13 protein-coding genes are annotated in these 13510 nt (G+C 62.4%); 5 read left to right on the forward strand and 8 right to left on the reverse strand.

Annotated features, from left to right (window positions below; all coding sequences use genetic code 11):
* The first annotated feature begins 31 nt into the window (after positions 1-31).
* Entirely contained in the window at positions 32-403 is a 372-nt protein-coding gene (locus ARC39_RS11090) for a winged helix-turn-helix transcriptional regulator (protein ID WP_068114359.1), read from the forward strand.
* Entirely contained in the window at positions 396-1277 is an 882-nt protein-coding gene (locus ARC39_RS11095; RefSeq protein ID WP_068114361.1) for a hypothetical protein, read from the forward strand. The genes ARC39_RS11090 and ARC39_RS11095 overlap by 8 nt, the downstream gene beginning before the upstream one ends.
* Positions 1278-1463: 186 nt before the next feature.
* Here ARC39_RS11095 and ARC39_RS11100 read toward each other — a convergent pair whose 3' ends face one another.
* The 7 genes from ARC39_RS11100 to ARC39_RS11130 form a co-directional block, all read right to left on the reverse strand.
* Entirely contained in the window at positions 1464-2744 is a 1281-nt protein-coding gene (locus ARC39_RS11100) for a TRAP transporter large permease (RefSeq protein ID WP_149866386.1), read from the reverse strand.
* 12 nt (positions 2745-2756) lie between these two features.
* Positions 2757-3275, reverse strand: a complete 519-nt coding sequence (locus tag ARC39_RS11105; RefSeq protein ID WP_068114363.1) for a TRAP transporter small permease — start codon at positions 3273-3275, stop codon at positions 2757-2759.
* Positions 3272-4246: a TRAP transporter substrate-binding protein DctP gene (gene dctP / locus ARC39_RS11110; RefSeq protein ID WP_068114365.1), complete on the reverse strand. Its 975-nt coding sequence runs from the start codon at positions 4244-4246 to the stop codon at positions 3272-3274. The genes ARC39_RS11105 and dctP overlap by 4 nt, the downstream gene beginning before the upstream one ends.
* Positions 4247-4284: 38 nt before the next feature.
* Positions 4285-5433 carry a mandelate racemase/muconate lactonizing enzyme family protein gene (locus ARC39_RS11115; RefSeq protein ID WP_068114367.1) on the reverse strand — a complete coding sequence of 383 codons (1149 nt, stop codon included), beginning with the start codon at positions 5431-5433 and terminating at the stop codon, positions 4285-4287.
* 118 nt (positions 5434-5551) lie between these two features.
* Positions 5552-6460: a LysR family transcriptional regulator gene (locus ARC39_RS11120; RefSeq protein ID WP_078059200.1), complete on the reverse strand. Its 909-nt coding sequence runs from the start codon at positions 6458-6460 to the stop codon at positions 5552-5554.
* A 366-nt stretch (positions 6461-6826) separates the two neighbouring features.
* Complete coding sequence (locus ARC39_RS11125; RefSeq protein ID WP_068114370.1) at positions 6827-8185, reverse strand: ATP-binding protein; 1359 nt, start codon at positions 8183-8185, stop codon at positions 6827-6829.
* On the reverse strand, positions 8182-8895 hold the full coding sequence (locus ARC39_RS11130) for a response regulator (protein WP_068114372.1): 714 nt from the start codon (positions 8893-8895) through the stop codon (positions 8182-8184). Before ARC39_RS11130 ends, ARC39_RS11125 begins: the two co-directional genes overlap by 4 nt.
* 239 nt (positions 8896-9134) lie before the next feature.
* Between ARC39_RS11130 and ARC39_RS11135 the strand changes: the two genes are divergently transcribed.
* Complete coding sequence (locus tag ARC39_RS11135; RefSeq protein WP_068114374.1) at positions 9135-9659, forward strand: EF-hand domain-containing protein; 525 nt, start codon at positions 9135-9137, stop codon at positions 9657-9659.
* 428 nt (positions 9660-10087) lie between these two features.
* Complete coding sequence (gene yghX / locus ARC39_RS11140; RefSeq protein WP_068114376.1) at positions 10088-10984, forward strand: YghX family hydrolase; 897 nt, start codon at positions 10088-10090, stop codon at positions 10982-10984.
* Positions 10985-11380: 396 nt separating this feature from the next.
* Here yghX and ARC39_RS11145 read toward each other — a convergent pair whose 3' ends face one another.
* Positions 11381-11983: a dioxygenase family protein gene (locus tag ARC39_RS11145; RefSeq protein WP_068114378.1), complete on the reverse strand. Its 603-nt coding sequence runs from the start codon at positions 11981-11983 to the stop codon at positions 11381-11383.
* A 553-nt stretch (positions 11984-12536) separates the two neighbouring features.
* Between ARC39_RS11145 and ARC39_RS11150 the strand changes: the two genes are divergently transcribed.
* The gene (locus ARC39_RS11150) at positions 12537-13481 is read left to right on the forward strand and encodes a helix-turn-helix domain-containing protein (RefSeq protein WP_161470957.1); all 945 of its coding nucleotides are present in this window, start codon (positions 12537-12539) and stop codon (positions 13479-13481) included.
* Positions 13482-13510 lie beyond the last annotated feature (29 nt).

Genomic DNA, 13510 nt, shown 5'->3' on the forward strand with positions numbered 1-13510 from the left:
GTAACCTATATCTGCGCATTGGAGGATCGGCATGCGCGCACGCGTTGACGAGGACGAAAGCGGGCGGCGGCAGGTACATGACGCCTGTTTCGAACCATGCGCAATCGAGCGCGGGATGCGGATCATTGGTGGAAAATGGACCGGCTCGATCCTGTGGCATCTGAAGGATGGGCCGGTGCGGTTCAACGACCTCTCCCGCATGATCGGTGGCGCCAGCAAGAAGATGATCACCGAACGCCTGCGGCAACTGGAGGCGCAAGGGCTGGTGCGGCGCGAGGTGCTCGACACGTCGCCGGTCTCCGTCCACTACGAAATCACGGACTTCGGCCGCACCGCGCTCGGCGTTCTCGATCAGTTGCGCAAGTGGAGCGAAGGGCTGCCGGAAGGCTTCACCGATGCCTGACCTTGTTCGGATGAAACCGGAGCCGATTCCGGAGATCCATCCGGTGCCGGAATATGAAGCCGAGGGCGATCTGGCGGATGTCTATGCGCGGACCAAGGAGGGTTTGGGCGTACCCTGGATGGGCGTCGTGACCATGGCCTTCGCCCATTACCCGACCTTCTACGCGAGGCTTTGGTCGGGACTGGAACCCATCTTGTCGACCGAAGCATTTGCACGGGCCTGCCTGTCTCTGCGCGCCATCGCCGAACGCGAAGCCGAGCGCCTCGCCCCCGCGCCCCTCGTGCCACGGCTGAAGGACATGGGCTACGATCCGCGCGAAATGGACGACATTCGATCCTGCAACGAGGTATTCTCGGCCGGCAACATGCCCTACGTGCTGATCGCAACCCTGGCCCGGATCCTGTTGGAAGGGCAGAGCTGGTCTGGAAACCAGTCAATTGAGCCGCGGCGCGACGTGCCCGAAGTCATGCCCCGACCAGCCTTGATCGAAGCGCACCACGCCGATCCAACGATAGCCGCACTCTATGCCGATATCCGCGAGACGCTTGGACTTCCGTTCGTGAACACCGACTACCGCGCGTTTGCGCGCTGGCCGAGCTACTTCGCCATTGGCTGGTCGGACCTCAAGGCGGTCATCTCGAGTCCGGCCTACGATTCCGCGGTGGAGCGGGTGCACGACGCGGCCGTGGATCTGGCCCGGACTTTGCCGAACGCCACCGGGCTGACACCAGAGGATCTGTCCGCAGCCGCCTCACGGGATGGCGCGCCCGGAGAGGTCCTGGCGGTTGTGCGGTTGTTCCAGTGGCTGTTGCCGGGTTTGATCACCAACGTGGCCTTTCTTCGTCACCAACTTCGGGGCGATTGGTCGGGATAGGTCTGGGCCGCGGCCCGGGTCGCGGGCCCGTCTGCGCTCCGCGTCGGGTCCGGCAGGACGCAACTGACCCGCGGCCTCATCGGCGATCTGGACTCGGATGGCGTTGTGAAGATCCAAGGTCGGCCGATCCGGCACCGCAATCGTTTGTTTCACGACGGGAATAGCGGCAGTGTCAACCCATTGAAACTACTCTGCCTTCAGCAATCGCAATGGCAATTCGGTGATCCACGGGACATAGGTGATGACCATCAGGCAAGCCACAAGCACTGCGACGAGTGGCAAAAGGTGGCGCACCATGCGCTCGATCCCGATCTTCGCAACTGCGCAAGCGGCAAAGAGGTTCACCCCGAAGGGCGGTGTGATCATTCCCAGTGCAAGGTTGGTGATCATCACAAGGCCGAAATGCACCGGGCTGATCCCGTAGGTAACGGCGACCGGTGCAAGGATCGGCGCGATGACCACGATGGAGGCCGACGTCTCCACGAACATCCCGATCACGAAAAGCAGGGCGTTCACGGCCAGCAGGAAGGTGAACCAATTGTCGAATGTGCCGACAATCCAGTTACCAATGTCAGCCGGGATCCCGGCACGTGTGACGACGAAGGAGAACAAACCCGCCATCGAGATGATGAAGAAGATGATCGACGAGGAGACTGCGGAGCGGCGGACGACGTCGACCAACCCTCTCAGGGAGAGCTCTCGGTAGATCAGGACGCTGACCAGGAGCGCGTAGGCCACGGCGATCACAGAGGCCTCGGTGGGGGTGAACACGCCGCCGTAGATACCGCCCAGAACGATCGCCGGCATCAGAAGCGCGAGCGAGGCGCGGACGAAGCTTCGGAACAGGGGTTTGCGCTCGGAGGCGGCTATGCCGCCGTGATCTGTCAATCGGCTCCAAAGACCCACGTAGACGATCAGCGCGGTCGCCACGAGAAGACCGGGTCCGATGCCGGCGATGAAGAGGTCTCCCACGGGCGCCGCCGCGGCTACGCCGTAGAGGATCATCGGAATCGATGGGGGGATGAGAACGCCGAGTTCGGCTGAGGTCGCCTGCAGCGAGGCCGCAAACCCGATCGGATAGTTCTGGCGGACCATTGCGGGAATGAGGATTGCGCCAATGGCGTAGGTCGTCGCCACGCTCGATCCGGAGACGGCCGCGAAGATCATGCAGACCACGATCACGGACATCGGCAACCCACCCCGAGTACCGCCGAGGAGACTGTCGACAAGATCAACGATGCGTGCCGACATTCCACCGGCGGCCATGATGTTACCGGCCAGAATGAAAAAGGGGATCGCGGCCAGAGGGAACTTGTCGAGCGCGATAAAGGCCTGTTGCGGTACGACGATCAGCGGCAGACCGGAATAGACCGTCGTGCCGACCAGCCCGGCCAGACCGATGGCGACAGCGACGGGGACTGCGAGAATCAGCAGCACAACCATCACGAGGATCATCGTGGCGAGCACGTACCTACTCCTTCACCTTGCGCTGTCCGGTGTGTCCACATCGGCAATGGGTGGGTCTACGAGGTTGCCGATGAGCGCGACGATGGAAATGGCGGACCCGATTGGCAGTGCCGCGTAGGCATAGCTGGCAGGAATGTTGAGGCCTGCCACGTTCTGGAAACGTACCCGCCAGCACAGCTCGATCCCGTACCAGACGAGAATTGCCAAGAGCGCGAAGATGGAGACCGTTCCGGCGACCCGGATGGCACGATGAGCCGCGCCACGGGTTGTGCGAAGCATGATGTCGACGGAGATCAGCGTGCCCGCCCGCATGGCACCGGCCAGGGCCAGATAGGCCATCCATATGAGCGTTGCCTGGATCAGCGGCTCCGACCACGATGCTGGCCGGAACAGGACGAAGCGCGCGAGCACCTGGTAAAACCCGACGGCAACCGCCAGCACCAGGAGCATGCTGCCGAGTGCGACCGCGGCGCGGGTGAGGAACCGCTCGACCGCAAGTGCGGCCGAGCCAATCCGTTCGAGTTTCGTCATTCCGTTCCCTGAATCGCGTTCAGACGATCTGCGCCGAACTCCGCGGCAAATCCTTCGAACAGCCCTGCAAGCGCGCTGCTGAAGGACGCGCTGTCGACGTCCATCACAACGGTCACCCCCTGCCCTTTCAGAGTCTCCAACCCATTCTCGATCGAGGCCTCGGCTTCCGCCCGGTTTCGGTCCATCGCGTTGACAGCTGCCGCGCGGAAGACGTCCTTGTCTTCCTCCGAAATCCGGCCCCAGGTCGCCGGCGAGATCAACACGACGAGCGGCGTGAACGCATGATTGGTCATCGAGACGTAGGACTGAACCTCGCCGAAGCGGTTGTTCACGATTGCGCCGATTGGGTTCTCCTGACCGTCCACCACGCCCTGCTGAAGCGCCGTGTACACTTCCGGGATTGCCATGGGCGTGGGAAGTACGCCCAACTCGCTCCAGACGGCGATATGCATGTCATTCTGCTGCGTGCGGATCTTCAACCCCCTGGCGTCTTCAGCGTTGCTGACTGGCCGGACGCTGTTTGAAAGCTGACGAAATCCCATGCCACCGAATGCAAGTCCGACCAGCCCATGATCCGGCAACTCATCCAGCATCTCCTGCCCGATCGGGCCGTCAAGAACCGCTTCGGCGTGATCGAAATCCCGGAACAGGAAGGGAATGTCGAAGACCTTCATATCCGGGTAGAAATTCGCGACGATCGACGTGGATGGAACCGCCATGTCGACGGTGCCGAGTTGCAGGCCCTCGATCACTTCCCGGTCGCCTCCGAGTGCGCCACCGCTTTGCACACGCACGGCAATCCGCCCGTCGGTCTTCTCGGCAATCTCGTCCGCAAACTGGGTCATGGCAATTACCTCGGGCGCCTGCGCCCCGCCAACCAGCCCGACGTTCAGGGTCAGGTCCTGCGCGCCGGCGGAAAGTGTCGTCAGGCACAGTACGACTCCCGCAGCCCGAAACTTGGTTCTCAACATCCGTAGTCCTCCCTTGGATTGAATCTCGGGTTCGTCGATCATTCGAGCACCCAATGCCCGGTGACGAAGTCCGACAGTTTCTCGATGTCGATGGCGGTTCCGAGGCCGGGTTCCCCGGGAACGCTGATGGTGCCGTCTCGATCCGGCTCCGGAGAGATGATCCGATCCCGAAACGGGTTGTGGCTCATGTCGCATTCGAGTTGCGGGAGCCCCTGCCCCGCCGACCCGGGGAAGGCCGCAGCGACTTGCATCGCGGCAAGGAAGTTCACCGGACCACCCCAAACGTGCGGGATAAGCGGAACGCCGAACGCCTCCGCAAGGCCAGCGATCAAAACCGTCTCGGATATGCCGCCGCAAAGGGCCACATCGGGCTGGATCACGTCCAGCGCCTGCATCGCAAGTGGGTCGCGGAAGGCTTGCACGCCGCAGAAGGATTCGCCGCCCGCCACACGCACAGACAGGGTTTCGGCCAACCTTCGGTAGGACGGCAAATCGTCGTGGCGAACGGGTTCCTCGATCCAGCTCAAACCGACGTCGGCCGTGCGCGACGCAAGGGCCTGGGTATCGCGGAGGTTGGACGCTTCGTTCAGATCGACCATCAACGCGACCTGAGGTCCGATCAGGTTTCTGACGCGACGGATCGCGCGCTCGTCCTCTTCCGGGCCAAGCCCGGCGCGGATCTTGACCGCCTTGAAACCCATGCCGAGATAGCCCTCGATCTCGACCGCAAGTTCCCGGTATCGGTCCGGTCCTTCCGGCAGCAGCGGGCCACTGGCATAGGCCGTCAGTTCCGGTCGCACGGTTCCACCCAATAGCGCGCCAATAGGCAGCCCGACCGCGTGACCGAACGCGTCCCACGCAGCGATATCCACCGCGCTGACGGCCATGACCGCCAGTCCGCGCCGATCCGGCACAACGCGTTGCATCATGGCCGCGTGGAGGGCGCGTGGCGCCGTGGCATCGGCGCCGAGAATCTCGGGGGCCAGAACCTTGCGAATGAATGCGCCGGCTGGTTCAGGAAAGGCCCAGGTTTCCCCCCAACCGGTCAACCCACCGAATGTTGTAATGCGAAGCAGCAGCACGGATCGACGTGTGAACGTTCTGAGCGCGTTGCCCATGGGCTCAGGCAGGTCGCAGCCGATCTCGAACCCTTCGACTCGCTGGATCCGATCGCCGCCTACCTTCATGCCGTTCCTCCCCCCTGTCCTTGCGAAGCAGGGTATTGAATTGGCATTTCGTGGACAAATTGGAAGATTCTCAAAAATAGATTGGTTTTTCTTATCAATTAACGCCCGGGTGGGGGGGTCAGATCGGCTCCAGCAGGCGCAGGTCCTCCAGCACTTTCCGCGTGCCTGCCAAGATCGCCTCCGCCGCAGGATCGCGGTCCCCGGATATCTGCACAGCGCTGAGGTACGACTTCTCGATCGCAGGACGGCAGTCTATGGCGACGAGCTTCCCTGCCTCGATCTGCGGCTCGATCAGCTTCGTCGGCAGGATACCGATGCCAAGGCCGGCTTCCACCAGATGCGCCACCACGCTGGGGACGGTATTGCAGCTTGAAATGTGCAAGGGTTCGAGACCCGCGGAGCCGAACCAGAGCATGGTTTGTTGCCAGTTGGGCGATGGGCGCGGATTGACCAGGATGGTCTGGTGCAGAACGTCGGCCGGCCGGATCAACGGCGGCAGGCTGAGAGCGGGAGACGCCGCCCATGTGGCGGGCTGCACGCCGAGCGGCACGATGCGAAGGCGGTGATCGTCGGGGGGATTGATCGCAATCGCGAGATCGAGCTCATGTTCGACAACGTCGCGCACCAATTCCGGACTCGGCTCTATCTTGAGTTCGACGCGCAGGTCGGGGTGCGTTGCGGCGATGATCCGAAGGAGCGCGTGCAGCCCGGTCACCGCGAAGGACTCTGACACGCCCAACCGCACCTTCCCGCTGAGCTCCGCGGTATCGGCGCTGCCTTTCAGGCGGCCGACCTCGTCCAGAATCCTCTCCGCATATTCCAGAACCCCGGTACCGTCTTGAGAAAGTCGCAGGCCGCGCCCGCTCTTCTCGAAAAGCCGCACCCCAAGGTTCTCTTCGAGGTCTCGCAGACGCAACGACACACTTGGCTGTGCGAGGTTGAGATGACGCGAAGCCTCACGCACGGTTCCAAGTCGGCACACGGCAACAAAGGCTTCGAGTTGGGCGAGCGTGATACGCATGGACATTCGATAAGCGGGTTCTGGTTCGATGGTGCGTCCCGGATTGGTGCCCGGACCTGCCCTGCCAGCATGGTCGGGATTCAGTCATAGTGCATGGATGGGCGCAGAGCTACGGCTGGTTTGGCGAGGACCGAAAACTTCGCCTGTCGGGGGCAAAACAGCCCCATGGCCGCGATCTCGACCGACATCCGGTCAAAGCGAGATGGCAAAAACGGAGAGGCGGCCAGCGGTGCGCTTGTCGTCTGGCTAGGGTTGGCGAAGAGCGTCCGAAAGCAGGCACGGCTGCCGCAACAGGGCAATGGGAGCCCGAAGGATGGCGGTCTGGGCCTCCGGATGGAGCCATCGCGCAATCTCAGGAACATGTCCCGCCCATCAGTCCGGCCGCCGTGTCGGCAGCGAAACGACAACGCGCAATCCTCCCTCGGGACGGTTCGCCAGAGAAATGCTTCCACCATGTGCCATGAGGATGTTTCGCGCGATCGAGAGGCCCAGACCGGCCCCACCGGTCTCGCGGCTTCTGCTGTCCTCGCCGCGCACGAAGGGTTCGAACATCGCGTCGAGCCTCTCAGGCGGAATGCCGGGTCCGTCGTCTTCGATCGTCGTGACAACGTCGTTGCCGTCCATCGCCACACGGACATGGGCAGCGTTGCCGTAGCACAGCGCGTTGTCCATGAGGTTGCCGAAAGCACGTGTCAGTGCCACGCGCCGACCATCCACCATCGGCGCGAGTGATGTTTCCTCGAAGCTCGCGCCACGTTCCCCACAGATGTCGCGAAGCATCGCGACCATGTCGATGCATTGCGTTTCCTCGACCTCTCCGGCCCCTTTGGCATAGGAGACAAGGCCCTCTGCCATGACCGTCATCTCGTCCAGCGTCCGGATCATTGGCGCGGCATCTGCCTCGTCCAGAAGTTCGGCACGAATCCGCAGCGACGTGATCGGCGTTCTCAGATCGTGACCAACCGCCGCGAGCGTCCGCATTCGCTCAGAATCAAAGCCGGCGATCCGGGCTTGCATGTCGTTGAAGGCCGCCGCGGCGTCCCGCAGTTCCCGGGCGCCCTGTTCGCGAACGCGCACCGTGCGATCACCGCGTCCGGCCGCCCGAGCCGCATCCGAGAGTTGCGACAGTGGCCGGGTGAGACGCCGGACGAATAGCCAGCCGACACCGAGAACGGACACCAGGGACAGCCCCAGGATCATCAGAAACGCACCTTCCTCGATATCCGGGTCAGAGCGCCGGTCGGAGCGGGAAACGAGGTTCAACCACTGTGGGACAGCGTCATCGGATCCGCGACCGGCCAATGGAACCGAAATGGCTATCGTCTCACGCCCGCTGCGCCCATCCGTCCGGTCGTTGCGACGCACCATGATCGCCGCACGCGCATCGCGGCCAGGAAGTGCGTCGACGAGAGCTTCTGTCAGAGCACGCGACCGCGGTGCCTCGGGAACCTCTTCGACAATCGGCTCCTGATCAATGGTGACCCTCGAGAACCGGGTCGACGCTTCCGTCGCGATACCGCCGCGAGCGGCCGGGTCGACCGCCTCGATTGCCGGTACAAGCGACGTGATCCGTTCCGTTTCCCGTGCTTCGAGCGCGGCCCGGTCCAATCGCAACCGCTCGACCGACAAGAGCCCGAGCGCGACGAGATTGGCCGAAACCAGCGCGACCGACAGAAGAAGCAGGAATCGGCCGGCCAGACTCCCCGGAATGGGATATCGGAACCTGCTCATGCGTCCTCGACCTCGACGGCCAGCATATATCCGCCGCCCCATTCGGTAACGATCAGGCCGGGCGCCGTCGGATCGGCTTCGATTTTCCGGCGAAGGCGACTGACCGTGTTGTCGATGGCACGGTCATAGACCTTGGCGTCGCGCCCTGCGGTCAGGTCGAGGAGACGGGCTCGGGAGATGACCACGCGCGGATTGTCCAGCAATACCGATAGCAGTCTGTTCTCGCCCGACGTGAGTTCTGCGGTGCGTCCGTCTGCATGCCGGAGCGTTTTGGCCACGGGATCATGAAGCCAACCGCCGAACCGGCGCGTTCCGTTCGATACCGCCGGCGCGGATGACGGCACTCGTCGAAGCACCGCGCGGACCCGCGCGAGCAGTTCGCGGGGGTTGAACGGTTTCGTGACGTAATCGTCGGCACCGAGCTCAAGCCCCACGATACGATCAGTGTCTTCGGCCATGCCCGTGAGGAGGATCACGGGCGGGCCCCCATGCTCCACGAGCCACCGGCAAAGACTCAGCCCGTCCTCACCGGGCATCATCACGTCCAGCACAACCATGCCGATGTTCGCTTCGTCGAGCATCCGACGCGCATCCATGGCATTTGCCGCAAGCTGGACTCGGAACCCCTGTTTTCGGAAGTACTGCCCGAGCGGTTCACGAATTTCGCGCGCGTCGTCGACGATGAGGATTTGCGTGTCTTGCGGCTCCATCCGTCAGTATCCCGTTCGGTTCTGAAGAACTGAATTACCGGCAACGCGGGCCCCAATGCCAGCGTCACGCACGCCATTTGCGGTGAATCTTTGTCGCAAATTGTGTCAAGCACCACGGTTGCGACACACGGCGACAAACTCGCTCTAGCCCTGACACACACACTCGGCAAGAACTCCCTAGATGATTGTCACCGGGACGAACCGCGCCCCGGCAAACCCAGGATTGACAGGATGAGGCAATGACGATCAAACGAATTGTTCCGATGGCTGCAGTGGCGGCGGCCATGATCGGCTCTGGCACGTTGGTTGCGACCGCGCAGGACACAACGGCGCCCGACCAGGCCGCAAAGGCGCGCTCCGATACACCGCTCGTACGTACCGATTTCAAAGGTGGAAAGCGTGGGCACGGGGGGGGTCACTTTGGCGGCCGCATCGGCTCGGAGATGTTCACGACGCTCTTCAACCAGATCGATGCCAACAACGACGGATCCGTCACCCAGGAGGAAGTCGACGCGTTCCGCGCCGCCAAGGTTTCGGAAGCGGACGCGTCCGGCGACGGCGGACTGTCGATTGAAGAGTTCGACACGCTCTACCGGGAATTCACGCGGTCACGCATGGTCGACGCGTTTCAGGATCTCGATGCCGATGGCGACGGCGTAATCAGCGTCGAGGAAATGGACGCCCGTTTCGGCGATGTGGTCGAGCGCATGGACCGCGACGACGACGGGGCGCTCACGCTGCAATACGGTCGCCGCAACAAGTGACACCGGATGGCAGGCGGCGGGAACGCTGCCTGTCTCCATTTCCACGCCGTATGTCGCGCGGAGGTACCCGAACCGTATCAGGGAACGTCATGAAGCCACGCTTTTCCTCATGTGGGGTATGGCTCGCCTTCGCGATCTTTGACCCATGTGCTGCGACCTCGATGGGCTCAGCCATCCGCAAGCTCGGACAGAGGTGGAAATCTCCGCACCGATGGACCTACGCAGCGGCGGTCTTGTCGCTGGTCCAATGGGCGAGCCTCCGTGATAGGGGCCGTCGCCCTAACGCCTTCGTTCATTTCACGCCTCCCGTCGCACTTGTATGCTGGCGGGTATCGTATTGGAGGAACCGGCGGCACCCGACGACTGCCGTCTGACACCGGGCGTGTCCAATTAGGGAGGCGTTCAAACTGCAACCAGGAGGACCAACAATGACCAAGCAGGTTCGGAAACGCGCACAAGACTTCGACCAACGTATCCTCGAGATTTTCGATGGCTACGTGCACGGCAAGATTTCCAAACGGGACTTCATGAAACAGGCCGGACAATACGCCGCCGCCGGTGTGACCGGCGCAATGATCCTCGAGCAGCTTCAGCCGAACTATGCGCTGGCGCAACAGGTTGCGCCCGACGATCCGGATATCGAAACAGCCGTCGTCGAATACGACAGCCCGGAGGGCCACGGCACGGTCAAGGGCCTGATGGCGAAGCCCGCGAACGCGGAGGGTCCATTGCCGGCGGTTCTGGTCATTCACGAGAACCGCGGGCTTAACCCCTACATCGAGGATGTCGTTCGCAGAGCCGCGAAGGCGGGCTATCTGGCCCTCGGGCCCGATGGCCTGACCCCGCTCGGCGGGTATCCCGGCAACGACGACGAGGGCCGGGAAATGCAACGCCAACTGGATTCCGCCAAGCTCATGGAGGATTTCTTCGCCGCCTTTGAGTTCCTGCGCGATCACGAGGCTTCGACCGGGCGTGTCGGTGCCGTCGGATTCTGCTACGGCGGCGGCGTCTGCAATGCGCTGGCCGTGGCCTATCCCGACATCGCGGCGTCGGTCCCATTCTACGGCCGCCAGCCGGACGCGGCCGACGTTCCGGCAATCCAGGCCCCGCTGCTCATTCACTATGCCGGTCTCGACGAGAGGATCAACGCGGGCTGGGAGGCCTATCGCGCAGCGCTCGAGGAACACGGCAAGGACTTCACGGTCCACTTCTATCCGGAGGTGAATCACGGGTTCCACAACGACACCACGCCGCGCTACGACGAAGCGGCGGCGACACTGGCGTGGGATCGGACACTCGCCTTCTTTGGCACGCACCTCACGTGATCTGCTGTCGCTGAAGGGGAGTTTCCCGAGCAGGGTGTCCACACCGGGCGATGGCCGGGTTGGGCGCCCCGCAAATTGCGGCAGGCTGCCACCAACCGTGAAATCGTTTCGTTACCGCCAGTCACAATTCCAGTCGACCGCCTCGCTTCGGAGCATTGATCCGGACGCAATTTCGCGTCCGGACGTCCACCGAAACCGCGGCGCAGGGTAGCCCCTGTCAAAGAGTTGTGCCTGCCCGCTCGATATCGAGCGCCAACCGCTCGGCGGGGGTCGCACAGTCCTCTCAGGCTGGCGTCGAACCCGGCCAAGACCCGCGGCACACAGACCAGAACCCCGGACATAGCTGCCTTTGCGGTGCCGACCGGGCACGAGTTATCCGTCGAACCTCGTCGGTCGCTACGCCAAAACGATGTCGAAGACGTAGCGAGGGGGCGGCCCCGGCTCCTGTCGAGCGATCAGCGCTCCGGAGTTCCTCGTGCGCCTCAGGAGCCCATCGCGAGCGTTGCCCGGCTCACCGGGAAAGTACATTTGCGTTGTCAGAACGGCGCCATCGGCGCCGCGCGCCTTAACATGTATGTGGCGCGTGCGGCCAGGGTAGATGCCCGGGCGGGTGGTTCGGAAACGGTAACCACCTGCGGTGTCAGTTCTGACAGCGCCATACCCCTGAAAGCCGGGCGGCGTCGGTCGGCCCACGTGGGCATACACGCCGTTCACGTCGCAGTGCCAGATCTCGATGTTTCCGCCCGACACGGCCTGGCCCCTGGCGTTGAAGAGCCGGCCGACCATCTCGATAACCTCGCCGGGCGCCCTCTCGCCATGGAACACAGTGAGATCGGCATCGTTGTCGGACGGGAGTTTCCGCGGGTAGAATGGCCCTTCGCTCTGCGGTGGTGTAATCGACAATGCGCGCGCCGGGCCGGAGATCGTGGCGCCGAGAAAAAGCGCTGGCGCGCCGAGCAGAACTTTGCGTCGTCCACGATTTGGGCCGGTCCCGTTCATCAAATAACCTCTCCGTCACTTGTTCGACGAAACGTAGCATCGAACGGTGCAACCCGTGCATCTCAAAGGCGTTGAACCCGCGATTGTGAACGATGCCGCAAATCCCATTGTAATCGGGATGAAGGTAGTGCCTGATCATCTCCCGTCTATTCCACCCAACGATCTGTGATCAGGTGTGCGCCGCACGGGCGTATCCCTGTAACTCAACTAATCTCGTGGTGTCCGGCGTCGCCTTGACGTGCCGCCACGAACTCAACGAGAACGCCGCACACTCCATCGGCCGCTTTCGGGAATGCCTTCGGGCGACCGTCGGCGCCCATCCGGTTACCAAGGGACGACCACATTTCGGAAGACACCGTTACAGTTCCGGCGCGTTCGCGGCAGCTTGCGCGAAATCAATGCTCCGGAATGCCTGCCGATGTATGAAGGTTTCACTGTTTTATTTTGGATCTCGATAGCAGACGGTAACGGTGGTGAGGAGTGCACAGTCGTATTTCGTGGTGTAGCTTCTGGATGACCTATCATGCTGAGCAAACCAGACCAGTGGACGCACATGAGCATCGAGGGGATCGAGGATCTCAGGGATGCCGTCAAAGGTGCTGGTCTTCAAGCGGTGCAACTCACCCGACAAGCCGCCATCGGGAGCTTGGTATTTCGCAAGTCTGACGGCATTTTATACAGCAGTGGCCGGATTGGCGGACGGATCGCGCTTACGGGGCCGCTTTCCGAGGATATGGTCACGATTGGCATTGGCCTGCGAATAGCGCCGGGATCGCGGCTCTGGCAGCAGGAAATATGCAGCGGCGTTGTTGGGGTCTTTCATGCCGGAGACGTGCACGAGGCCCAATACCTTCCGGGATCGCTCTATGCCACCGCATCCATGTCGATGGATCACCTTGAGGCCGAAGCCGCCAAGGTTGGGCTCGTTCTGGATGCACGGCAACTCGGTGGAAGCGGATTCAAGAACGTGCCGCCCAAGATCCCTAATTGGAACGGCCTTTGCGTTGCCATGGAGAGAGTTCATTCGGGAGAAACTTCTGCCACCGGTCTTGGTCGCGCCCTGCTAACTTACATGATCGAAGAGTTCGCGAGAAAGCCTCGCATTGAAGCCGGACCGGCCAACATACGTGGCCGAGCCCGTATTGTGACTTTGGCTCGGGAGTACATAGACGCACATCTTGATGAGGCAATTTCCCTCGACGACATCGCGGCGGCGGCCTTCACATCGCATCGGACGTTGCTTCGAGCCTTCCAGGAAATCCTTGGCCAGCCGCCGCAAGTCTACATTCGGACGATGCGTCTGCATCGTATGCGTCAGACCCTTTTGGAGACGACGCGGCATGACGTATCTGTCACGCGCGCAGCCAACTCCTGGGGGCTGGACCAACTTGGCCGCGTTTCAGGTCAATACAAAGATATCTTTGGTGAACTTCCATCCCAAACCCTTGCGCGTACCCGCCCCACACGGGCTATCGAGCGCGCGCAGATTCCCGGGTAGCTATAAACACAATCTGATTTATCCGCGTC

The organism is Tropicimonas marinistellae, assembly GCF_001509585.1.
In the GTDB taxonomy this organism is placed as follows: domain Bacteria; phylum Pseudomonadota; class Alphaproteobacteria; order Rhodobacterales; family Rhodobacteraceae; genus Tropicimonas; species Tropicimonas marinistellae.

Excerpts from the sequence above, each read along its gene's own strand:
- ARC39_RS11150 (WP_161470957.1), top strand. The coding sequence starts at position 12,537 with ATGAGCATCGAGGGGATCGAGGATCTCAGGGATGCCGTCAAAGGTGCT.
- ARC39_RS11105 (WP_068114363.1), bottom strand. The coding sequence starts at position 3,275 with ATGACGAAACTCGAACGGATTGGCTCGGCCGCACTTGCGGTCGAGCGG.
- ARC39_RS11130 (WP_068114372.1), bottom strand. The coding sequence starts at position 8,895 with ATGGAGCCGCAAGACACGCAAATCCTCATCGTCGACGACGCGCGCGAA.
- ARC39_RS11120 (WP_078059200.1), bottom strand. The coding sequence starts at position 6,460 with ATGTCCATGCGTATCACGCTCGCCCAACTCGAAGCCTTTGTTGCCGTG.
- yghX (WP_068114376.1), top strand. The coding sequence starts at position 10,088 with ATGACCAAGCAGGTTCGGAAACGCGCACAAGACTTCGACCAACGTATC.
- ARC39_RS11145 (WP_068114378.1), bottom strand. The coding sequence starts at position 11,983 with ATGAACGGGACCGGCCCAAATCGTGGACGACGCAAAGTTCTGCTCGGC.
- ARC39_RS11135 (WP_068114374.1), top strand. The coding sequence starts at position 9,135 with ATGACGATCAAACGAATTGTTCCGATGGCTGCAGTGGCGGCGGCCATG.
- dctP (WP_068114365.1), bottom strand. The coding sequence starts at position 4,246 with ATGTTGAGAACCAAGTTTCGGGCTGCGGGAGTCGTACTGTGCCTGACG.
- ARC39_RS11095 (WP_068114361.1), top strand. The coding sequence starts at position 396 with ATGCCTGACCTTGTTCGGATGAAACCGGAGCCGATTCCGGAGATCCAT.
- ARC39_RS11125 (WP_068114370.1), bottom strand. The coding sequence starts at position 8,185 with ATGAGCAGGTTCCGATATCCCATTCCGGGGAGTCTGGCCGGCCGATTC.
- ARC39_RS11115 (WP_068114367.1), bottom strand. The coding sequence starts at position 5,433 with ATGAAGGTAGGCGGCGATCGGATCCAGCGAGTCGAAGGGTTCGAGATC.
- ARC39_RS11090 (WP_068114359.1), top strand. The coding sequence starts at position 32 with ATGCGCGCACGCGTTGACGAGGACGAAAGCGGGCGGCGGCAGGTACAT.